Raw genomic sequence first — 22,972 nt, 5'->3', positions numbered from 1 at the left:
CATACCCCTTAAAGTGAGTAGCGACTTTAGATCGATACACGATTGGCTTTTAAAAAATATGTATCAGATTGCATCACCATAATGCCATGCAGTAATAAGCATTAGAGGTATAAATTGGGATGTGGCTATGAATTGAACTCATCAATAGTGTTGCCGCGCCTATGAAGATGAGCGTAATGCCTCCAATAGCAGTGAAAAAGCGGGCGATGGTTGACGTCGATTTGGATAATAGAGATGAAATCCAGGGAAGGAAGGGCACCAATCATCTAACACTTGAATTAGCTGCCCAGATTTAATGTATTCCACCACCATATCTTCTGGGACGAAACCTAACCCTACGCCCGCTAACGTGGCATTTATTTGTTGTTGAGTATTGTTGACGATAAGTTGCCCCTCTGTCGATACGTTCATTGCATGGCCTTTCTTCTCAAATTCCCACATATATAAACCACCGTGGGTTGGAAACCGGAAATTAATACAATTATGGTCAGTCAACTCATGGGGATCTTTTGGCTGTGAATAACGCTCAAAATAATCCGGTGCTGCTACAACAACCATCCGCATATTAGGGCCTATTCGAGTAGCTATCATATCTTTCGCGACGCGTTCGCCAAGCCGGACACCTGCATCAAACCGTTCAGAGACAATATCCGTTAATCCATTATCTACATTGATCTCAACTTGAATATCTGGGTACTCCTTTAAAAACGGTTGTAGCTTGGGTATTAAAATATAATCGGCAGCGTGGCTGCTACTTGAAAGCCTGATAGTACCTGCTGGCTTGTCACGTAGTTCGTTGAGGGCGGTTAGCTCTGACTGAATGTCTTCAAAGCAAGGACCTATAGTGCGAATTAACCGTTCACCTGCATTGGTAGGTGAGACGCTTCTTGTGGTACGCATTAACAAGCGGATGCCCAACCTTTCTTCTAAGCCGCGCATGGCATGACTAAGAGCCGATTGTGATACACCTAACTCTGCAGCGGCCCGCGTGAAGCTGCCCTTTTTGGCGACCATGAGAAATGCGTGTAAATCATTGAAATTATCGCGCGACATTGATGAATTTCCTTCATTAGCTCATCCATATTTTGCTATCTAATCATAAAAATTGCCTTTTGCTAAAGTCTTATCACTACTTTTTGCACCGCTACTCGCTGTTACGGAGCTGATGGGTAGGCCATAGCACAACGCACCAGCATGCGCTGTATTGCCATCGCTGCCTCACCCTATTCAGGACACCTGAACATTATGAGCCATGCCCGCTAATTGCAGGTTAAGAATAGATGCCTTGGTTTAAGGAGTGAATAATGTCGTCAAGTGAGTCGGCTGACAGCCGCTTAATTAATGGTCACCCCAGCGCAGTGTTGGGTGTAGTGTTAATCAGTTATTTAATGATTGTTCTCGATATCTCCATTGTCGTAACGGGACTGCCTGAGATACGCGATGATCTCGGCTTTACTTCAGTGGGATTGTCGTGGGTACAAAATATCTACACGCTTTTTTTTGGTGGTTTTTTATTATTAGCCGCGCGCGCAGGCGATCTGTTGGGCCGTAAGAGAATGTTGCTAGTAGGCCTATGGATATTTACCTTGTCATCGCTTGCGATAGGTTTGGCACAAACACCGTACTGGCTGATTATTGCGCGGGGGATACAAGGCATAGGGGCGGCTATTTTAGCGCCTTCAGTATTAGCGCTAATATCAACAACCTTTCCGGAAGGGCCTGAGAGGACTCGGGCATTGGCGTATTATTCGATGGTAGCGGGGGGCGGTGCTAGCTTGGGGCTGGTGCTAGGGGGGATATTCGCTGATCAGCTTTCTTGGCGGGTGGGCTTTTTTATGAATGTGCCCATTGGCTTGGCTCTGATTGCCACGGCAATGAATGTATTGAGCGAGACCTCACGACAAAAAGGGGCTTTTGATCTGGTAGGCGCAGTCAGCTCTACCCTCGGTATGGGGGCATTGGTTTATGCCATTGTTCACTCCACTGAGGTGGGCTGGTTGGCAGTGAGCACCTTGGGAGTGTTAGCCATCTCGATTGGGTTGCTTGCACTTTTTATTGTTACTGAACAGCGTGTATCTCAGCCAATGCTACCCTTAAGGCTCTTCGCCAGTCGTGAAAGGGTCGGTGCCTATTTAGGTCGTCTACTGTTTCTTGGTGCAATGGTAAGTTTTTTCTTTTTTTCCACTCAGTTTATGCAGCTCGTGTTGGGGTTCTCGCCATTGCAAGCGGGTATTGGCTTCTTACCTATGACCATACCTACCTTTGTCGCTGCACTTTCGGTGCCTATATTGACACGCCGTTTTGGCAACGGTGGCGTGTTATGCCTTTCTTTAGCGCTACTCGCTGTGGGTATGTTTTGGCTTTCGCTAGCCGATGAGAATGCCAGTTATTGGTCTGGAATAGCGCTACCCATGTTATTGATTGGACTCGGCAACGGCTCAGCACTGGGCCCGCTGACCGTCGCCGGTGTTAGCCAAGTCCACTCTGACGATCAAGGTGCAGCTTCAGGCATGGTCAACGTGGCCCACCAAATGGGTGGAACACTTGGGCTTGGTATCTTGATCGCTTTTTTTGCCCATGCCAGCAATGCACCTTTAACGGGAATCACTCTGCTCAGCCATCAAATCTCAGTGGCTGTTTTGGGAGGCAGCATTATGGTGTGCTTAGCCCTATTGGTGGCGCTATTCATGATCGTGCCAGCATCAAACGCAGCAACGAGAGCATTGAGTTAATCAGCTGTTTAATTAAATGACGTTTAACACGATGGCTTCTAGGTTTTGATGCATTGGCTGCCTTCCCTTTTAGCCAGTTGATGCGAGGTGAAAATGCAGCATCTTGATCTAAAGGTTATCGAGCAGGCACTTGCTTGGGCACGTGACGGTGCCACCGTGTGGCTATGCACGGTGATGGCAACCTATGGCTCCTCGCCACGTCCACCGGGCGCTTTATTCGTTGTCAGTACCGAGGGGCAGTATGTTGGGTCGCTGTCAGGTGGGTGTGTTGAGGAGGACTTTCTTGAACGGCTGGCCGCGGGTGAGTTTGACACACCAATGACCACTCTTCGCTATGGTGAGGGCGGTGCTGAAGGCGCAGGCGTTGTCCTTCCTTGTGGGGGTATTCTCGATGTTCTTATTGAACGACTGCCACCTGAGCATGATGCTTTAGTTCACCTTGAAGTATTCCGTGACACCTTGCTAGGCCAAAAAGCATTGGCGCGGTGTATTGAACTTAACAGCAATGCGAGGAGCTTCGTTGTTGATGATGGCATTGGGCCGCGAGTGACCTGGGACGCGAATACCAATGTGGCGCACATTCGTTTAACACCAGCTACCCGTTTAATTATTGCGGGAATATCGCCTGTCTCCGAGGCCTGTGCTCAATTCGCGCTTGGGTTAGGGTATGAGGTGATTATCTGCGACCCGCGTGAGGAGGTGCTAGCTGGTTTTGATGTGCCAGGTGTGGAAGTGCGTGCCCAGCTTCCTTCTGTATTCATTGCATCGGGCGGTTGTCATGCCGCTACCGCTATCGTCGCGCTGACGCATGATCCTCGCATTGATGATTTAGCCATGATTGAAGCCGTGCGCACTCCTGCTTTTTATATCGGAGTCATGGGGTCACAACGAACTTCTCACGCTAGGGCAGAGCGGCTTCGTCGTTCAGGTGGGCTCAACGAAGCTGAAATAGCAAGCCTCCATATGCCCATAGGCCTGTCGTTAGGTAGCAAAACACCTGCCGAAATAGCCCTTGCTGTGATGGCTGATGTATTACGCGTTCAGCGGGGTAAAACGCGTAATAGCCTCTGAATGTGTCTCTAAAAATGGGGGATTGACCTACCTGCCTTGCGTTTGCGCCACTGCAACCCCTTGTGACGCGTAATAAGACAAGAGCATGAAGAGTCCGGCGATCGCTATGCAGTGAATGAAAAAGCCGGCCACTGATTCTTCGAAGTTCCACCAATCGAGTGTCATTTGCATGGATAACTTACTCCCAAGCCCCAGTTCAAACGAACTCCACACACCATGGACCGCAATCATTATAACTATTAATCGAAGTACGACAGTTCGCGTACGGCTATCGCGTTGAAGGCCCAAAGCGTTACGAGCGAGTCCCATGAGTAATGGCCAGCGTAACCCGAGATGGATAGCCACGATGACGAGTGCCCAATAAGCTGCCATCGTGTGTATTTGCATCACTGTAAAGCCGCCATAAGCTGACATGACGCTAGATAAAGCATTAGAGATCAGTATGCTAGTGACGATCAGTACCAACATCACAACCATCAGTATGAAAGTTACAACGGTATTGAAAAGCTCACGTGATGCACGCCGTGCCTTAGGGGGCGTGCGATACCAACGCCGATTAAAAAGGTTATGAATAATAACGAGAAGAAACAGTGCTGTCCCAGCGACTTCATGGGCAACATTACCAAGCCACCAATAAGAAAAGCCAAACAACAGCAGACCTGCCGCAGTGAGGTCAAATACCAGCCTCATCAAAAAAATTGAACTCACGTGGTGCTCCTAACATTACTCGACGGGTGAACCATCAAATCGGGGTATCCGATAGCCAGTAAACAGGTAATCACTCGACGCCTGTCGACGGTGGCAAGATTGGCAGCGGGCTGTATTTTCATCGGTATTAATTGATCTATCTGGCCAAAACCATTGAAACTGCCAGTCGTCGGTTCTACGTGACGTATCGTAGTCATCACCAAAACCTTCGCCTTTCTCCATGACAAAGTAGCGATAGAGTTCGCCATCTCGATGGTCAACGAGCACAAAATGCGTTCCGTAGGGTATGGAACGTCTTTCCTCTACGGCTTCCATGGCTTCGGGAGTGGTCATGATATGTTCCATCACATCGCCACGCCTTACGGTTGTGTAGTGCACCAACTCATCAAGATCAGGAAACTGGACACGGTTTTCCTCGGCCTGCAGTTGCCCGCTGGGTAAATAGAGAATTGAAGCAAACAAGGCAAAATAGGGGGCATACTTCTTCATTTCAGTACTCAATAAGGGATGAAGTCAGGAAGTTAATGGTCGCCTACACTTGGGTATCACTGGTTCCTTTAAGCCGGTTTCGATGTGAAGACTGCAACACCTTCATTGGCCTTATGAGAGTCGGGCCACTGATAGCAGCGACTATGATGCAATTATTTATTACAAAGTGCGGGCATAGAATTCGGTCAACTCATCGACGGCGCTATCGACATACTCGGGAACCCAGTAGGTTTCGATATGCGTGGCACCATCGATCTCGAACAATTCCTTATTCTCTGTGCCGGTGGCCATGCTGAAAGCATCCTCGGTCATATAGAGGGTTTCGGCCTCACTACCGGCGATCATTAAGAGCGGCTGGTCGATCAATTCGATCTGATCAGTAGCATCCCAGCGCATCAAATCTAGCAAACTGCTCTGAGTGTATCGGGCAGTCGAGTTCGGATGTGCATGGGTTCTACCGTAGTAGATAGCCCCCTGGCTATAGAGCTCAAAGGGAAGCTCGTCAATCTGCTCGTCAGTGAGTTCAGTGAAACCTTCAGCTGCATACAGCACTTCTCCGCCAGCCGCTTGCTGGTCGCGAGCTTCCGAAGCCTCCTGCAGCCGCTCTTGGATCGTGTCCATTTGCGAATCCACATAGCCATTGCGACGAACGCGGCCCGAGTTGAACATGCTGAGCGTTGCGACTGACTGGAAGCGTTTATCCGTTTTGGCGGCTGCCAACGAATATCCACCACCGCCACAGATGCCGAGTAAGGCTAAGCTTTGCTCATTGGCGCCCGGATATTGGGTGATGAAATCCGCCATGCCATGGATGTCTTCGATGCGATTTGCGGGCGTGTCAACATTGCGTGGCTCGCCACCACTTGCCCCCTGAAAGGCTGCATCCGCGGCGATGGTGATGTAGCCCTGCTCCGCTAGGCGTTGTGCATACAAACCTGCCACTTGTTCTTTTATCCCGCCATTCGGGTGGGCCACTACCACGGTTGGGTAGCTCTGCTCCGGATCGTAACCCGCAGGGGTATAGACATTAGCTGCAATATTCACGCCATTAAGTTCATAGCTGACCGGATGAATATTGACCTTGCCATTTACGTTTTCAGTAATCGCGTCCTCGTAGGTCAAGGTAAATGGATTGTCTTGGTAATCCGCCGCCCAAGCACTGCTCGCAGTGATACCGGTCATTGCCGCCATGACTGCAGCCTGTAATAAAGTGTATTTCATATAGTTCTCCAGATGATTAAACAAACGATACCCAGAGCGCACTATTGGTGATGAGCGCGCTTTTAATAGCAGCGTAAGGGAGTTGACTGATGAGAATAAGTCCAATATCTGGGATGAGCTGATGAGGTGAAATCATGAATACTTCGAGCAGCATTGCTGTCGGCTGCAGGGAAAACAGGACTTCCTTGTCCTGTTGCGATATTAATGCCGATGCCGATATTAACTAGCGTTGAGTTGGCAAGCGTTAATCCAATCCTTTCTCGGCCAGAAACTCAGAAACCTGATCCGCAATTTCGACGTTGTTCAGATCCGAGAAGGGGAAGTGGGTATTACCCTCAATGCCAATCTCAGGCAGGTGAACGAGTGTAACGTCGCCCCCATGTTCGTTAACGGCATCTCTCCACTCACGCGCCATCTCTAGTCTTACCCGCCAAGCGTCTTGGGTGGGAATATCGGTGGGCTCTGCAGGAATATTGTCGCCATAAAAAATAATAATGGGGATCTCGGTTAGTTTTTCGAAATCTTTCATTGGAATCGCTACCCCTTCCAGCGTATCGAAGGAGCTTTCTTTAGGAGCAGGTACTTCATCTTCTGGGAAGACAAAGTTACTGCCTGGCTCAAAGGCAACGATGGCTTCGATATCATCATTCTTGATGGCTGCAGACCATCCCATGCCGCCACTGTGAGAGTGTGTAAACAGGATGCCTTGGCCAATCTCGTCAAACAGGGCTGAGACGGCGTCGGACATGATGTCAATATCGAATGGACCGGTATCGGGTGTCATGGAACGGAAGTACTGATCGAGCGTCTCCTCATCGGTCGGGAACTGTACGCCTTCGAAATAATCTGGCCAGACGCCCACGCGAAACTGCCCAAACCAAAACTGCTCATCAGGGGTGGGGTTGATTTCGGTACCGACCGTGCTGCGTCCAGCGTTACCACGACGCGGTTGGTCAATGACATAAACCGGGTATTGGCGACGAAGAAAGATATTTTGGAAACCCTCACGCCCATCCGGGGTGGACTCCCATGTCTTGGAGAATTGCCCAAAGCCGTGCCACATAACGATAGGCAGTTGCCGAGCTTCGTCTGGAATCTGGTAAAACGTATAAAGGTGGTCTCCTCGAAAGGTTTGACCATCAGGTTGAGTAGGGTTCAGTGGGTCAAACTCTCCTGGCTCCGTTGTTATGGTACCACCCACGGTGAAACTGCCTTGCTCCTGGATCACCAGAGGTTCTTGAGTATCAGGTTCGGCCGCGAGGCTAAACGGTGAACTCAAAGCACTGACAATAAAGGCAGCCGTTAATGGCGTTGTCCATCTAGATTTCATACAAGCCGACTCCTTAGAACGTTGTTATCTGTATAACTCCTCCAGCGCTTGATGGGGGAGCTTTTGATGGGATTATTCGTGCTATGGCTGAGTCAATCCGATCACCTATTTAGACGTTGCATTTACTCTCAGCGCTATCTCCTTGTGCATACTCTTCATCAGTGACGAGTTCCATCCACGTTACAGAGCTGCCATCCTGCGCTTCTGATATAGCAAGGTGAGTCATGTCGTCAGATGCGGAAGCACCATGCCAGTGAGGCGTATTCGGTGGTATGACAACGATGTCGCCGGGCTTAACCTCTTGGACAGTTTCGCCTTCACTCTGCACCCAGCCGCATCCGTCGGTGATATAAAGCGTTTGACCGAGAGGGTGGGTGTGCCAAGCCGTGCGTGCGCTCGCCTCAAAGCTCACTACGCCTCCCCCGAGGCGGGCGGGTTGGGGAGCAGAAAAGCGTTGGCTGACCTCAGCCACGCCTGTGAAGTTATCCTCACCGCCCGTCGTGGTTTCTGCATTCGTGCTGGGCACAACCGTAATGTTGGCTGACGTCTCGGCTGTCTCACGCGCCGACAAGACTTCTTCAAGCACCGGGACTGCGGATACCGCGTTTGGCCATCCTGAATAGTAGGCTAGGTGGTGAATTGCTTCCTTCGCCTCAGCTGGTGTTAGCCCATTATCCAGTGCTCGATTGAGGTAGGCGGGGAGTTGTTCGGCCTTACCGGTAGCGGCTAGTGACGCGATAGTCACCAAGCTGCGGTCTCGGGTGCTCAGCGTAGGTCGACGCCATAAATCGTCAAACAGTACCTCATTGGTCGCGTCCGCGAGTTGAGGCACTGTCGCAGTGATGCCTTCGGACATTTCACGCTGACGCGCCGCTTCGGCCTCAGAGTTAAGTTCCAGCGGTGTGCCATCGGCATCTACTGGCATCTCAACGCCTTGATTCTGAAAGACCTCGTGCATCTCGTAGACAGCGGCGATGGCATAGGGCCAGCCAGCATAGAAAGCCAGATGGGTGGCGATCTCACCGATCTCGGCAGGCGTGAGGCCGTTTTCCAGGCCGATGCGGGTATGACTACCTACCGGCCCGGTCTGCCCCATGGAAATCAGAGCGGACAGCACGACGAGGCTACGATCTCGGGGGGCGAGGGCCTCGCCGGGCCAGACGCGCCCGAACAAGACGTCATCCGTGTATTGGCCTAGACCAGGCGCTACTTCGTAGACCTCGTCCGGCGCGATACGGCCTGAATCAGACTCTTGTGCCTCGGCGTGAGAAAGCGCGGCGAAGGAAAATAGGACTGGAAAAGCAAACTTCATCATACGGCGACATCCTTTGCATTAAGGGTTGTTATATCAACGGATTTCATACTGCTCAGAACTGTGTTTGGAAGCTAACGAGGCTTCCGGGATTGCTAAGTGTTTCAGGCGATTTCCGGTAGACGGTCTAGGAACTTATCGAGTGTGATGGGGTAGTCACGGACTCGCGCACCGGTAGCGTTATAGACCGCGTTGGCGACAGCTGCGCTGACCCCACAAATACCGAGTTCGCCGACCCCTTTGGCCTTCAGGGGTGTCGAATAGGGGTCTTCGCCTTCAAGGAAGATTACCTGCTGTGCGGGGATGTCGGCATGCACCGGCACCTCATAGCCAGCGAGGTCATGGTTGACGAAGAAGCCATGTCGGGTATCGACCGCCAGCGATTCCATCAGAGCTGCACCCACGCCCATGGTCATCGCTCCTATAACCTGGCTACGGGCGGTCATGGGGTTAAGAATGCGCCCTGCATCACAGACCGCCAGCATTCGTCGGACGCGGATTTCACCCGTCGTCGCGTGGACGGCCACTTCGACAAAGTGCGCGCCAAACGTGGCCAGTTGATACTCTTCACTTCGAAAATCGCCGAACTCAATACTGTCTTCAGCTGTAATAGAGCCAGCAGATGCGAGCTCGCTGAGCGCTGTTTGCTGATCGTTATAGCGAACATAACCTTCTGAAAATTCAAGTGCCTCAGGATCAACAGCTAAACGCTCTGCAATTTTTTTGCGTAACGCTAAACAGGCGGCATAGACCCCTGCCGTCGAGCTTGCCGCACCCCATTGGCCGCCTGAGCCAGCAGAAACAGGATGTCGAGAATCCCCTAAATCAACGTTAACCACCTCCAACGATACGCCCATCATTTCTGCCGCCGTCTGAGCGATGATGGTGTACGAACCGGTGCCAATGTCCGTCATGTCCGTTTCCACCCGTATAGAACCATCGGGTCTTACACTGACACGCGCCCCTGAGGTTTCTGCAGGGGCATCGCGATAGGCGCCTGCCACACCATGCCCAATTAACCACGCCCCTTCACGTCGCGAGCCTGGGGCTTTGTTGCGAGATGCCCAATTGAAGACTTCGGCGCCGCGCTGTAAGCACTCAATAAAGTGACGCTCCGAAAACTGACGTTCAGGATGACTAGGGTCGACCTGCGTATCGTTAATAATCCGAAACTCGACAGGGTCCATACCTAGCTTCTCAGCCATTTCATCCATCGCAATTTCTAGCGCCATCAGGCCTGCTGTTTCGCCTGGTGCGCGCATCGCATTGCTTTCTGGAAGATGAATTTCCAGCGCTCGATTAATGAGAAGCCGGTTTTCACCTGCATAAAAACGGCGAGTGGCCCTGGCGCCGTTTTCACCATCACCACCGGGAAGCGTGTTGGTGGCGTTATCGTGACCGATCGCGGTGATTTTTCCCTCTTGGGAGGCTCCAATGCGTATTCTTTGGATCGTCAAACCGCGATGGGTCGTGTTATTTGCGGACATTGGCCTAGGGAGCGCGAGCTTAACCGCACGCCCGACCTTTCTAGCAGCAAGCGCAGCCATCACCGCATCGGCGCGTAAAAATAGCTTCACCCCGAAACCACCGCCTATATAAGGCGAATCGAGACGAAAGTTTTCGGCGGGCAAATCAAACGTGGTAGCGAGTGCTTGACGGCTCCACTCAATCATCTGATTCGATGTCCAGAGGGTCAGGTGATCTCCATCCCATTGGGCAATGGTCGCGTGTGGCTCCATTTGGGCATGGCATTGCCCTGGGGTGGTATAGGTGGCATCAAGTGTCACCTCAGCTGACGCATAGGCGCTTTCGAAGTCGCCAATATTGTCAATGGGTTCTACGTCATCACTTAACCGCTCTTGCCGTACGGCAGCCAGGTCGTAGGTGGCATCTTGGTCTTCCTCATACTCGACGCGAATCAAGGCAGCTGCGGCGCGGGCTTCTTCGAAACTGTTAGCAACCACCACGGCAATTGCCTGGTGATAATGCTGAATCTCGCGGCCGCCGAAGAGATACGCCACATTCCAGTCGACCTTGGGGAGGCGCTCCATTTCTAAGGTGGTGACAATACCCACAACGCCCGGTGAGGCTTGCGCTTCATTAATATCCATCGAGACGATACGGCCTTTGGCGATGGCAGAGCCGAGTGGGTAGCCGACAAGCTGATCTTTCGCCACACCATGACGCTCGTAGGCGTAGGGCGCCATGCCGGTGGTTTTGAGAGGGCCGTCGATTCGGCGTAATGGTTGTCCGAGCACCTTCATACGATCGGAGACGTTTTGTTCAGCGGGACTGTCGAAACGCATGGCTTATCCCCTGGCTTCGGCGAGCACGGCGGCAAGTGTACGCTCAGCCAGTGTCACCTTAAATTCGTTATCTTCGGTGGGTGTCGCACCCTCAAAAAGACGTGATATGACGGCTCGGGCACCGTTTGGCATGGCGGCCTCGGCGGCCTCATTTCGCCACGGTTTGGGGGCCACGCCACCTAGTGCGATGCGACCGGAGCCATCCGGCTGAATCACAGCGGCAACCGATACTAGAGCGAAGGCGTAGGATGCACGATCACGTACCTTGTGGTAGAAGTGCTGCCCGCCAAGTGGCCTGGGAAGGACAACGGCGGTGATGAACTCGTCTGGTGCGAGTACTGTCTCGATATGCGGGGTGTCGCCAGGGAGAAGGTGAAAGTCAGCGAGGGGAATGGCGCGAGTGTCGCCCTCGGCATTCACTGTCTCCACCACTGCATCGAGCACACGCATGGCGATTGCCATGTCACTTGGGTGAGTAGCGATACATGCTTCGCTGCCGCCGATGACCGCGAGTTGACGGCTGTAGCCTCCTTGCGCGGCGCAACCCGACCCTGGCTCACGCTTGTTGCAAGACATGTTGGTGTCGTAGAAATAGGGACAGCGTGTGCGCTGTAGCAGGTTACCACCCGTCGTTGCCTTGTTGCGTAGCTGGCCCGATGCCCCCGCGACGAGCGCACGACTCAGGACACCATAGTCGCGGCGCACGCGTTGGTCGGCGGCAAGATCAGTGTTGCGTACTAGCGCGCCAATGCGCAGGCCTCCCTCTGCCGTCGCTTCGATAGTATCGAGTCCTAGTCCGTTCACATCGATGAGATGCGAGGGTGTCTCGATTTCCAGCTTCATCAGATCAAGAAGGTTTGTCCCGCCAGCGATGAACTGGGCTCCTTCATGCGCGGCCGCTGCTGCGGCTGCTTCTTGGGGCGATCCTGCTCGTTCGTAGCTAAATGCTCTCATGCCTTATCCTCCGCGACGTGCTCTATGGCATCAAGAATGTTCGCGTAGGCGCCGCAGCGGCAGAGGTTACCGCTCATACGTTCGCGTATCTCAGCGGACGTGATTTGTATCTCTCCGGTGATATCTTCAGTCACATGGCTTGGGATGCCAGCCCGGATTTCTTCGAGTGTTGCCTTGGCCGAGCAGATTTGACCAGGCGTACAGTAACCACACTGATAACCGTCATGTTCAATGAAGGCTACCTGCATCGGGTCAAGACCCTCTGGTGTGCCAAGCCCCTCAATCGTTGTGATTTCGTCACCTTCATGCATTACCGCAAGGGACAAACAAGAGTTAATGCGCCGACCATTGACCATAACGGTGCAGGCTCCGCATTGGCCATGGTCGCAGCCTTTTTTCGTGCCGCTTAGTTGCAGGCTTTCGCGCAGAGCATCGAGAAGGGTGAGGCGATTATCGGCAGTTAACTTCCGGGCCTCGCCATTCACAGTGAAGCCGACCTCTGTCATTGCCGAGTTTGGAATAGTGGTTACTGAAGAAGCTTGCCCCGTATTTTTTTCCTGGGCGAAGGAAAATTTAGGCAAGGCAAGAGAGGCTGTGGTCGTGGCGCTCCCGATCAACAGGTTGCGCCTGGTGATTTCGAAGTCGCTTAGCTTTGACATGGGGCATCCCTATCGCTAGCAAGTCGGCATGAAATTCGATCCAAATGACATGGTGTCTTTGGGAAATGAGTTCATAACGTTCATTTGTCTTCAGCTACCAACTTAGCTAAACCAAATCCATTCAACTATCGCTAAAATCCGGATGAGCTTATGTGCTCAATTCATTAATCAGATGATGGCTTTGGGTTTCTATGCGGCTAGGATAGTTGGATATTCCTTGGAAGCTTCGCTACGAGTTCAATCAGTTAACGGTGATAAAAGCCGTTAGGACGTATGCCCTGTAGCAGTAGGGTTGCCAAATAGCTTAAGCCGTTATGGAGAGCATATCTTCCATACAGCTAGTTAGGTGCGTCATAAGCGTCACCCGTGATGGGGCAAATGCACGAGAAGGAGGGGTAGGTTGGTTTGGGGATTAATGAATTTTAGACATAAGACCAAGTCATTATAAGCCTCTAATCATATCCATGTGAGTGTCCTAAACTGTGAGACACGCTACTCCCTCTTGACCTCGCTGTCTGTTCCAGGCTCGTCAAAACACTCCAATGACCAAAGGTATTCTCATGGATATCCAGCGCAACGCCTCCAAGTCATCTGCCCAAGGCCCCGAAGAATATTTCACTGGGACAGTGCGTATTGATTCGCCTTTCCAAGCCCCTGAACCAGCTAAAACCGGCGGAGCTATCGTCACTTTCGAACCTGGAGCCCGAACGGCTTGGCATACCCATCCACTAGGGCAAACATTGATCATTACGGCCGGGCTGGGTTGGGCTCAGCGGGAAGGGGAGCCAAAACAAGAACTTTGCCCAGGCGACGTAGTGTGGTTTGGACCAGACGAGAAGCATTGGCATGGCGCCACTGATAGCAACGCTATGACGCATATCGCGATTGCTGAATCGGAGAATGGTTCGCCCGTCACGTGGATGGAAAAAGTAGCGGAAGAGGATTATCTCAGCAGCGTTTCTTAAGCAAAGAACCAGCAAGAGCCATTACTTTATTTAGAAAGGAGAACTCACAATGGAAGGTATCAAGGATAAAGTCGTTGTCATCACAGGGGCTAGCAGTGGCCTTGGCGAAGCGACCGCACGCCGATTGGTGAATGGGGGCGCAAAGGTAGTGCTCGGCGCGCGTCGTATGGAGCGTTTACAGGCGCTCGCCAAGGAGCTCGGCCTGGATGAGCAGGCGGTGGTTAAGACCGATGTCACCCAGCGGGATCAGGTTGAAGCGCTGGTGGAGCGCGCCATTCAGTTACATGGCCGTATCGATGTCATGCTCAATAATGCCGGTGTGATGCCGCATTCACCTTTAGAGCGCCTGAAGGTCGAAGAGTGGGATCAAATGATCGACGTCAATATCAAGGGTGTGCTTTATGGCATCGCGGCAGCAATGCCGCATATGACCGCCCAAAAGAGTGGGCAGATCATCAACGTTTCATCGGTCGCTGGCCATAAGGTTGGCCCTGGCAGTGCTGTTTACGCGGCCACTAAGCATGCCGTTCGTGTCATCTCCGAAGGACTGCGCCAAGAGGTCAAACCTTACAATATCCGTTCGACGATTATCTCGCCTGGCGCTGTCGATACAGAACTACCGAATAGTATCTCGGAAAATGACGTGTCCGAGGCGATCCATGATTTCTATGAACAGTATGCGATACCCGCCGACTCGTTCGCACGCTCAGTGGAATTCGCCATGAGCCAGCCCGAGGACGTGGATATCAACGAGATTCTATTCCGGCCGACCAGCCAAGTGCTATAAACAAGATAGGAAATGCTATGACCATACCCCTTCTTACCTTGAACAATGGTGTTGAGATGCCTGCCTTCGGACTGGGCGTTTATCGCTCTAGTCCTGAGGAAACTACTGGCGCGGTGTTGTCTGCCTTTGAGGCGGGCTATCGCCATGTCGATACTGCCGCCGCTTACATGAATGAAGAGCAGGTGGGCGAAGCGTTCCGATCAAGCGGTCTCGCTCGCTCAGACGTGTTCATCGAGTCCAAACTCTGGCTTTCAGATTATACCTATGACGGCGCGATGCACGGGTTCGAACGTTCGCTGCGCAAGCTGAGCATGGAACACATTGATCTCTATCTGTTACACCAGCCAGCCCCGACTGAATTCGAACGCACTTTGGGTGCATGGAAGGCGCTCTGTGAAATTGTGAAAAGTGGCCGTGCCCGTGCTGTCGGCGTGTCGAACTTCAACGAAGAAGAGCTTATGCGCGCCATTGATGAGACCGGCGTGGTTCCTGCGGTAAACCAGGTGGAGCTGCATCCGTTCTTCACTCAGAAGAAGCTGAGTCAATTTCATCTGGAGCAGGGCATTCTGACTCAGGCGTGGTCGCCCATTGGCGGCGTTAATCGTTACTTCACTGAAGACCCTAAGCCGGAAGACGACCCGCTGACGCATCCCACAATCATACGGATTGCCGGTCAGCACGGTAAATCACCGGCCCAAGTGATTCTGCGCTGGCATATCGAACGGGGTCATTCAGTGATCCCCAAGTCGGTACACACTGAACGGATCAGCGAGAATTTCGATATTTTCGATTTTTCGCTTTCCACCGAAGAGATCGCTTTGATCGACGCACTTGATACTGGCCGCCGTGGCGGGCCAGACCCCAAATCGCTCAGTACTAAAACGGTCAAATTTTCTATACCGGAGTGATGCTGTCGTTTAGATAGAAGAGAAGAGCCGAGCTTTGCTCGGTTCGACGTCACCCCCTGATTGAGTAGCGCTACACTTTAGAGTCTCTCAATCGCAGAGCTGAAAATAGGCTGGAATATAGTCTCATCAGTAAGGTGCTCTTCCAGTTGGCCAGCGTCTAGCATCTCTATCTGTGACGGGTAATGCCTTAATAGCTGCTTTGCTTGTCTGCGGATGGTTACTGAAAAGTCAGTGTTACGGCTTAGCTCGATCAAGAACTCTCGGGTCTGGATAACCGAGCGCGTGCGTTCACTAGGCATGGTCATAAAATTTTTCTTTTGCTTGATAGAACCGCCACACCAAAAGCTGACGGCTCAGGTCAAAAAGTAGAAGACGGCATCAATGAGATGCTGCGGCAGGTAGTTGAGGTTGCCAAAAAAGGTTTTGCCCGAGTCGGCCAAATCCCTTGTTAGTTTGACGGCGAAAAGCTCGCTGTTGGTTATCGGCCATCGCGCTTTGCCCATCCGCGTCACGAATATAACGGGCCAACGTCATTGCTGCGGGTTGTCCGTAACGAGCGCCTGGCGAAGCACACGTCCACACATGGCGAAATGTCATCGCAATATCGGGCTTATGAGTATCCAAGTATGCAAGTCCATAGGCACAAGCCTCTAGTGTAAACACGTCATGGCTACAGAGCTTCCAGGCGGCATTTGGCTTGCCCTTGGAGTCATAAGTATATGTCTTACCAATATCGTGCAATAGCCCTCCCACGAAACAGGCTTCCTGCATGAGTCGAGGCATGGTTGGCTCGTTAAGGCGCAGCATAGCCACTGAGTGATTAGCAACTTCCAGCGAGTGCTTTAGCAAACCACCTGGATAAGCATGGTGATAATTGGCGCTGGCGGGCGCATTCAAAAAAGCTTCAAGACGATCCTTACGTTCCAGTACCCGTGTTAAAAACACTCGAAGGCAGTCTGATTGAAGCGACTGTACGGTCGTGACTAACTGATCGAATACCGCTGGTACTGGGCAATACACCCGTGGCAACGATTGCAGGGTATCCATAGAGGTCACTTCATCCCGGGACGCCTTGCGGAATTCATCAAGAATGAATTGGCCTGACAAACACTTCACTCCGGAAGCGGTAACAAAGTCCAGATGGCCGATGCGCTCAGGTACCGTTGTTTTGCTCAAGTTGAGCATCGCGATTTGATCCCCCACGCAATCACTTAGCCGCAGCTTTAAGAAAGGCGTTTTCGCGTTATCGAACTCCACCACGCGCCCAGTAAGGCGATAAGTGCCCGTGAAGGTGCGAGACAAATGAGTAGGGGCGTTATCAAGCCGTTTCATGATGCTGCTCCTTCTGGGGCTTAGTGGGCGTGGTGTTGTCTAACAAACGCTCAAAGGCAGAGCCATCCATACGGGTGGCATTGGGGACGTAACGGGAATAGGCCTTGAACAGCATTTCGGTTGAACTGTGACCCAGCATGCGCGCTACCCATTCTGGGTTTTCGCCAGATGCCAAAAAGAGTGTCGCGGCAGTATGGCGTGTTTGATAAGGACGGCGTTTGGTCAGCCCAAGAGACTTGAGCAAGGGATACCACACGCGCTTCGTCACGTTATTGTGATCAAGCGGCTGTCCCATCTGATTGCAGAACACGTACTTGCTCATGTGCCCAGTGGCGGTGTACTGCGTTTTGAGGGCGTCATACACCTGCCCGAACATAGGGATTTCTCGTTGCGACCCATCGGTCTTGGTGTATTCCGTTTCGCCGTTGATCAATGTTTCGCGTACTAAGATTTCACGCTTAGCAAAATCAATATTTTTCCACTTCAACCCATCGACTTCACCAGTACGCATGCCGGTAAAGAACCGTACTGTGTAATAGTGGCAATAATCTGCGCGGACGTTATCGATGATGCGTTGCACCTCATGTAGCGAAAACGGCTCGATGTGCGTCTTCTGGAGCTTTAACGGCTTAATATTTTTGTAGGGCGTCTCAAAATCGAAACGCTCGGCCGCCTCATCGAGCACCATACGCAAAATGGACATATGGCTGTTGATCGTTTTAGGCGACACAAATCCTGTGGCACCGCGGCCCCTGCGTTTTGCTAGCTTGGCGCGAAACGCCATGATGTCGGCCTTGGTGATGTCTCCGATGGTTTTTTTACCAAACGCTGGCTTCAGCGAGCTATCCAAGATCGAACTCACATTGCGGACGTGGGAAGCACGCCACTGGATTTTGCTCTCGTCGAACCACTGATCAGAAAAATCATTAAAAATCGGTGTGTTTAAATCGCTGACAACTTGAGGTTCAGCTTTATTGGTAGGCTGATGGGTCTTCAATTTCTGCAAATTGCTGCTATTAGGAAAGAACTCTGCATAATGGAATTCGCCGAGCAGCATTTTCGCTTCCATGCGCTGTAAAAGTAGTTCCAGTTGCTTACGATTTTTTACGTTATCGTCAAGCAGGGTTTGTTCCCGAAAACGCTGGCCATCATATCGGAAGTCGATAAAAAGCTTTTTGCTCTCTTTACGGGCTCGAACTTTACCCATGACAAACTCCTCCGTTAGCCATAGGAATGGCAATTGCTTGCTGACGAGGAGTCGCTTGAAGCATTTCTTCTTGGATAGCTTCCCAAATATAAAGGATCTTCCTGCGCCCAAAGGGACGGATGTAATGAGTGCCTTCGATGAGCACGCTGTCTTTGAGTTGCTGGCGGATGGTTCGCGCATCATATTTGATCCGCGATGCGAGTTCTTCCGTTGTCAAAAAAGTGCAGTCCATGAGACTATCTCCTCATGCTGGTGATCATTTGATAATATTTCTAATCGTTAGATTATCAATATATACAATCAAATGATTATTTCAACACCTTTTTGATAATTTTTATGGTCACATTGGATAAAGATATGATTCGGTATCACTTAAAAGAGCTGATTGCAGAAAAGGAATTTGCAGAACGGCGCAGAATTACGATAGGCGAGATAGCGAAAGAAACAGGTATCAATCGAATGACGTTATCGAAAATTATCAATCACCCAGGCCACAGCACAGTGACGGATAATCTCGACAAGCTATGTTACTACTTTGATTGTGAAATCGAGCAGCTGGTCACTCATATCAAGGAAGAAATAAGTGCTCCGACCGAAACCTGAACGCGTTGAATAAGATAGGTAGAAAAAATGGCGCAGGTAGCCTGAAGGTCACATTAATGCTGGAGGATTAAGAAGAGATATAAAGTTTAGGCACAGCGTGGGCACCATTTGGGCACAGGGCGTTTTGGAACGGCAGGCATAAAAAAGGCAGATCAGTAAGTAACTGATCTGCCTTTCAAAATATTGGTAGCGGGGACCGGATTTGAACCGATGACCTTCGGGTTATGAGCCCGACGAGCTACCAGACTGCTCCACCCCGCATCAACGTGTGGCGTATTCTACAGAGTTTTTACGTGAAGTCAATAGAGGTATTAACACGTTCGGCTTATAGCAGTGGCGTACATCCTACTGCAACATGAAGGGAGTACAGCTATGCTTCAGGTAGCTATAACAAAAAGCTTACGTTGGTGCATTGCTAACGCGAATAATGCACTAGGGTAATACAAGCGCAGATGCGCTTTTTCACAATGGCTTGCGGCGCAACGTGCGTGCGGTTAGATCCAAGCCATTTGTCATATCAGGGAGGTAGTCAATGGCCAATCAAGCCCCCGTCGCCTGGGTAACTGGTGGAACTGGTGGTATCGGTACGGCAATTTGTCGTTCGTTGGCAGAGGCGGGTTATCTGGTCGTCGCGGGTTACCGCAACCCCGATAAGGCCAAAACCTGGCTGGAGTCGCAGCATGCTGACGGCTTTAACAACATCGAATTGTCGGGTGTCGATCTCGCTGACCACAATGCCTGCCTGGAAGGTGCCCGCGAAATCCATGACAAGTATGGACCCATCAGCGTGCTAGTGAACTGTGCGGGTATTACCCGTGACGGCACCCTGAAGAAAATGACTTACGAGCAGTGGTATGAAGTGCTTGATACCAACCTCAACAGTGTTTTTAACACCTGCCGTAGCGTTATCGAGATGATGCTTGAGAATGGCTATGGCCGGATTATTAATATTTCCTCCATCAATGGTCGTAAAGGTCAGTTTGGCCAAGTGAACTATGCGGCTGCCAAGGCCGGTATGCACGGTTTGACCATGTCGTTGGCGCAGGAAACAGCGACCAAAGGTATTACGGTCAATACCGTATCGCCAGGCTATATTGCTACCGATATGATCATGAATATTCCAGAAAAAGTGCGCGAAGCCATTCGGGAAACGATCCCAGTGAAGCGCTATGGCACGCCAGAAGAGATTGGTCGCTTGGTCACTTTCTTAGCCGACAAGGAGTCAGGATTTATCACCGGTGCTAACATCGATATCAACGGTGGTCAGTTTATGGGCTAGTGGTTCGCCATAGGCTGATAAACGCTAGCTCCCTTACCAGGGAGAAACGCAAACGGGAGGCTATTAGCCTCCCGTTGTTATTGAACGATACGCCAAACTATCGCTAAACCATCATTAAGGCAGTGGAACCCGAGCCATTCGACTCAGTAGCTTATCCAACTCTTCCACTTCAGCGTCCCATAACGAGGTGGGCAGTGGCCCCAGTGCCAAAAGCGCGACTAAGATGTCGGTGACCTCTAAATCACGGCTGCGTTCTTGTTTGAAGCCTTCGTTCAAGCGTTCTACTTGAATAGCCAGCCGCAATGGTTCATCGCTTTGCCGTACGCTACCCACGGCCAGCATTGAGAGATGTACCCTTAATCGGGCGAGAGACTCAGCCAGCTTAGCGTGATCAGCGTCAGATAACGGCACCGCTATACGATGGCGCTGCTGGTTACGAGTGTTATGTGCTTCGCTAAAACAAGCAGGTAATGAGTCGCTGAGCACTGCCTGGGCATCTACATCGCTGGGGATGCCCTCATTAAGGTAGTGCTGATCAGCGGCTAAGTGAGCATTCACGAGCGGCATAATAGCGTGCCATTGCTGAACCGTATTGGCGACGGCGAGCCGATTTAAGCGTTCGCGACGCGCCCGCACAATACCACTCATGCGCCGCTGCATACCTTCACTACGGCGATTGCGTGGCAGCGGTTCGAGTTGGTTAGCCTGGTTTAGAAAATTCTCCAGCGTGGTTGCTTCGCTAGCCTCAATAGGTTGCCAGCTATCCATTTGGTCGATCAGCGTTTGCATTTCGTCAAGCTGCTGTTGTTGACGTGCCGCTTGCTCATTTTTGTGCGCATCGCGCTGGGCAAAAAGCTGGTCACACTCATGACGAAAGGTTTTCCATAACGTCTGCTCTTCGCCTTTGGGTGCACGACCTAACGCTCGCCACCGAAGCTGTAGCTGTTTGGTTAAGTGGATTCGCTGTGCTAGTGGTTGGCTTTCATCACTTCGCAGAGCCGTCACCTGACCAATCAATCCGCGTTTCTGTGAGGCAATAGTCTCGGCGCGCTGATCAATCAATGCCTGTAGTTGATGGCGAATAGTACCGAAGCGGCGTCCAACGGCTTCAGAGTGATCTCGCGGCACCGGGCTATAGTGGCGCCATTGGAGGCGTGCTTTGTCGCGAATTTGCCGAAGTACATCCGGGTCGGCGTCTTCAGCAGGTTGAGCCAGCAGGCTTTCAAGCTGGTCGCATAACGCTTCTCGGGCTTGAAGGTTGGTCTCACGCTCCTCGCTAAGCTGTTGGCGCCAGGGGGCTAAACGTTCGTGGATACGATCTGAGGCGCTGCGAAAGCGCGTGGCCTGCTCCCGGTTGGCAGCGGCATCACCCAGCGACTTCCACTCTTTGACCAACTGAAGGTGATGACGATCAAGCGCCTCTTCTGCCATGTGAAGATCATTGGCGAGGGCTTCAATACTGGCACAGAGCTGCTCGCGCTTAGGTCCGGCGACGAAACCTCGCCAATCGCGCAGTTCCGCTAATCGTGCCGCTAAATGCTTCAGACGCGCTTTAAGCGGTTGAGCGGAGGCACTTTCAAACCCTTCAATGCGCGGTTTAAGCCGTTGATGAAGGCGGCTGGCGCTTTTGAAGGCGCCCCGTTCTAATAAGTGCTCAAAGGTGTCGAGTTCGCCAGCATAAGTAGTGAGCGTGGGATGGTCTTCGGTGGGCTGCGAGGGCGCCGAATTTTCAGCGTTAAGAACCGTTTGGGCGCGCCCAAGCAGCGCGGGCGGTGTTAAGGCGTCCGGCCATTGGCATTGGGTGATCTGCGCCGCTAAGGTGGCGTGATCTTCGTTAGCCAGCGCCTTTTCCATATCGGCGCTAACCGCGCACCAGCGCTGCCAGGCTTCTAAGCATTGATCGTAATCTTGAATCGCCAGCGTGTAGCGTTGTCGCATCACATCGCTAGGCGGGTGCATATCGGAAAGGGTTTGCCAGCGTTGATCGAGTAGCTGGCGCTGAGCGCGCAGGCTGTCTATATCCTGTACGGTCATGGCCGCCGCGTGGCGTAGCCCATCAAGCGTCTCTTCTATTCCTTCAAGCAATTGCTCGCGGGTGTTCTCCGCTTCGTCCCGGCGCTCTATGCTCTGCTGCCGAGCCTGCTCTCGGGTTTCATGATCATGCAACGTCTTGCGGCAATTTAGCCTGGCTTGGTGGAAGCGCTGCTCCTGCTCTACGCTTGGCGGTTGCGTGAGTTGTTCCCACTGCCGCTCAAGATGCCGGAAGCGCCCGCCATAAAGTGGCTCCCACGGGGCACGGGCATGTTGCTCAAGTTGGTTAAGCAGCGTTTCGCGCTGCTGCTCTTCCGCTTCCAGCCACTGGGCGTCGCTGCGCAACCGGTTAAGCCGTTCCCGCGCCAAGCGTACAACCTGGCGGTCACGGCGCGCTTCTTTCAAAAGTCGTTTGAGTCCTTCTTCGTCCTCAATTCGCTCCGCAGCCTGGTGTCTAACAGCGGCCACGCCATTATGGCAAGCCTGATGAATCAGATCATTCTCATCAGTCAGCCTGTCCAGTGCGCTTAAGCGCAACGTCAGGTTGTCGGCTTGTAAGGCCACCGCGCTCAGTACCCGCGGCTCTTCAAGACGTTCAATAAGCGCTTGGCGTTGCTGCAGGTCGGTGTGGCCTTCGCGTCCGCTCAACCGTTGGCAAATGGCATTGAACCAAGCTTCATCCTGTTGATGATGCGAATAAGCATCGACTAAGCTTGCACAGTCATCCAAGGCCAGTAGCGCGGCAAGGCGAATCTGGCTATCGGGATCTTGAGAGAGCGACTGCAGCGCCTGGCGCTGTTCTGATTGTTCAGGGTCGAGTCGCTGGAGGGCCTGACGACGTACTTCGGGGTCGGGATGCTGCCACCGAGGTGCGAACAGGCGTCTTAACAGTCCGTGCATGGATCATCCTGCTGGTGCGTAGCGTGAAAAAAATCGTTAGTCAGCAATGCGGCGGTTGCAGTCACCGGCGCTGTCGCTTAGCTTGGCCTTACTATCTTGTAATAAGCATGGTGTGGTAAGCGACTATTTTCTAGACCACAATGCGTGATAGTACGCTACCTTTATCTTATCTGAACAT

The 22,972-nt window shown here is 52.0% G+C and carries 20 protein-coding genes and 1 tRNA gene; 7 read left to right on the top strand and 14 right to left on the bottom strand.

Annotation, left to right across the window (positions count from 1 at the left end):
• Positions 1-159: 159 nt before the first annotated feature.
• Complete coding sequence (locus HZS80_RS05530; RefSeq protein ID WP_179915396.1) at positions 160-1,053, bottom strand: LysR family transcriptional regulator; 894 nt, start codon at positions 1,051-1,053, stop codon at positions 160-162.
• Positions 1,054-1,304: 251 nt separating this feature from the next.
• Here HZS80_RS05530 and HZS80_RS05525 point away from each other — a divergent pair, with 251 nt between their 5' ends.
• Both HZS80_RS05525 and HZS80_RS05520 read left to right on the top strand, forming a co-directional pair.
• Complete coding sequence (locus tag HZS80_RS05525; RefSeq protein WP_179915395.1) at positions 1,305-2,732, top strand: MFS transporter; 1,428 nt, start codon at positions 1,305-1,307, stop codon at positions 2,730-2,732.
• Positions 2,733-2,825: 93 nt separating this feature from the next.
• On the top strand, positions 2,826-3,803 hold the full coding sequence (locus HZS80_RS05520; RefSeq protein ID WP_179915394.1) for an XdhC family protein: 978 nt from the start codon (positions 2,826-2,828) through the stop codon (positions 3,801-3,803).
• Positions 3,804-3,830: 27 nt separating this feature from the next.
• Here the strand turns inward: HZS80_RS05520 and HZS80_RS23375 are convergent, their stop codons facing one another.
• The 8 genes from HZS80_RS23375 to paoA form a co-directional block, all read right to left on the bottom strand.
• Positions 3,831-4,511 (bottom strand): DUF4405 domain-containing protein, encoded by a 681-nt coding sequence (locus HZS80_RS23375; protein WP_179915393.1) that lies wholly within the window; start codon positions 4,509-4,511, stop codon positions 3,831-3,833.
• 15 nt (positions 4,512-4,526) lie between these two features.
• Entirely contained in the window at positions 4,527-5,000 is a 474-nt protein-coding gene (locus HZS80_RS05510) for a cytochrome P460 family protein (RefSeq protein WP_179915392.1), read from the bottom strand.
• Between the two features lie 159 nt (positions 5,001-5,159).
• A complete protein-coding gene (locus HZS80_RS05505) occupies positions 5,160-6,221 on the bottom strand; it encodes an alpha/beta hydrolase (protein WP_179915391.1) in 1,062 nt (353 codons plus the stop codon).
• A 244-nt stretch (positions 6,222-6,465) separates the two neighbouring features.
• Positions 6,466-7,551 carry an alpha/beta hydrolase gene (locus HZS80_RS05500; protein ID WP_179915390.1) on the bottom strand — a complete coding sequence of 362 codons (1,086 nt, stop codon included), beginning with the start codon at positions 7,549-7,551 and terminating at the stop codon, positions 6,466-6,468.
• A gap of 109 nt (positions 7,552-7,660) precedes the next feature.
• Positions 7,661-8,866 (bottom strand): (R)-mandelonitrile lyase, encoded by a 1,206-nt coding sequence (locus HZS80_RS05495; protein WP_179915389.1) that lies wholly within the window; start codon positions 8,864-8,866, stop codon positions 7,661-7,663.
• A 101-nt stretch (positions 8,867-8,967) separates the two neighbouring features.
• A complete protein-coding gene (gene paoC / locus HZS80_RS05490) occupies positions 8,968-11,169 on the bottom strand; it encodes an aldehyde oxidoreductase molybdenum-binding subunit PaoC (protein ID WP_179915388.1) in 2,202 nt (733 codons plus the stop codon).
• 3 nt (positions 11,170-11,172) lie between these two features.
• Positions 11,173-12,123 (bottom strand): FAD binding domain-containing protein, encoded by a 951-nt coding sequence (locus HZS80_RS05485; protein ID WP_179915387.1) that lies wholly within the window; start codon positions 12,121-12,123, stop codon positions 11,173-11,175.
• Positions 12,120-12,782, bottom strand: coding sequence for an aldehyde dehydrogenase iron-sulfur subunit PaoA (gene paoA, locus HZS80_RS05480; protein ID WP_179915386.1), 663 nt, complete (start codon positions 12,780-12,782; stop codon positions 12,120-12,122). The genes HZS80_RS05485 and paoA overlap by 4 nt, the downstream gene beginning before the upstream one ends.
• Positions 12,783-13,342: 560 nt before the next feature.
• Here paoA and HZS80_RS05475 point away from each other — a divergent pair.
• The 3 genes from HZS80_RS05475 to HZS80_RS05465 are packed head-to-tail and all read left to right on the top strand — an operon-like array spanning position 13,343 to position 15,442.
• Entirely contained in the window at positions 13,343-13,747 is a 405-nt protein-coding gene (locus HZS80_RS05475; RefSeq protein ID WP_179915385.1) for a (R)-mandelonitrile lyase, read from the top strand.
• 49 nt (positions 13,748-13,796) lie between these two features.
• Positions 13,797-14,534, top strand: a complete 738-nt coding sequence (locus HZS80_RS05470) for an SDR family oxidoreductase (RefSeq protein ID WP_179915384.1) — start codon at positions 13,797-13,799, stop codon at positions 14,532-14,534.
• A 17-nt stretch (positions 14,535-14,551) separates the two neighbouring features.
• Positions 14,552-15,442: an aldo/keto reductase gene (locus tag HZS80_RS05465; RefSeq protein ID WP_179915383.1), complete on the top strand. Its 891-nt coding sequence runs from the start codon at positions 14,552-14,554 to the stop codon at positions 15,440-15,442.
• A 77-nt stretch (positions 15,443-15,519) separates the two neighbouring features.
• On the opposite strand, the gene HZS80_RS23955 is transcribed toward HZS80_RS05465, so the two are convergent.
• From HZS80_RS23955 to HZS80_RS05455, 3 genes are all read right to left on the bottom strand, one after another.
• Entirely contained in the window at positions 15,520-15,741 is a 222-nt protein-coding gene (locus HZS80_RS23955) for a BPSL0761 family protein (protein ID WP_340162611.1), read from the bottom strand.
• Between the two features lie 79 nt (positions 15,742-15,820).
• Positions 15,821-16,774: a TraI domain-containing protein gene (locus HZS80_RS05460; protein WP_179915382.1), complete on the bottom strand. Its 954-nt coding sequence runs from the start codon at positions 16,772-16,774 to the stop codon at positions 15,821-15,823.
• A complete protein-coding gene (locus HZS80_RS05455) occupies positions 16,761-18,164 on the bottom strand; it encodes a tyrosine-type recombinase/integrase (protein WP_246361727.1) in 1,404 nt (467 codons plus the stop codon). Before HZS80_RS05455 ends, HZS80_RS05460 begins: the two co-directional genes overlap by 14 nt.
• 153 nt (positions 18,165-18,317) lie before the next feature.
• Between HZS80_RS05455 and HZS80_RS05445 the strand changes: the two genes are divergently transcribed.
• Entirely contained in the window at positions 18,318-18,584 is a 267-nt protein-coding gene (locus HZS80_RS05445; RefSeq protein WP_218927586.1) for a helix-turn-helix domain-containing protein, read from the top strand.
• Between the two features lie 184 nt (positions 18,585-18,768).
• On the opposite strand, the gene HZS80_RS05440 is transcribed toward HZS80_RS05445, so the two are convergent.
• Positions 18,769-18,845, bottom strand: a tRNA-Met gene (locus HZS80_RS05440).
• Positions 18,846-19,116: 271 nt separating this feature from the next.
• Between HZS80_RS05440 and phbB the strand changes: the two genes are divergently transcribed.
• Positions 19,117-19,863, top strand: a complete 747-nt coding sequence (gene phbB / locus HZS80_RS05435; RefSeq protein ID WP_035564998.1) for an acetoacetyl-CoA reductase — start codon at positions 19,117-19,119, stop codon at positions 19,861-19,863.
• Positions 19,864-19,977: 114 nt separating this feature from the next.
• Here the strand turns inward: phbB and HZS80_RS05430 are convergent, their stop codons facing one another.
• A complete protein-coding gene (locus HZS80_RS05430; protein WP_179915380.1) occupies positions 19,978-22,794 on the bottom strand; it encodes a DUF349 domain-containing protein in 2,817 nt (938 codons plus the stop codon).
• Positions 22,795-22,972 lie beyond the last annotated feature (178 nt).

Source organism: Vreelandella glaciei (assembly GCF_013415125.1).
GTDB lineage: Bacteria > Pseudomonadota > Gammaproteobacteria > Pseudomonadales > Halomonadaceae > Vreelandella > Vreelandella glaciei.
The sequence above is the reverse complement of the archived record's forward strand: the minus strand, read 5'-3'. Positions and strand labels throughout refer to the sequence as shown.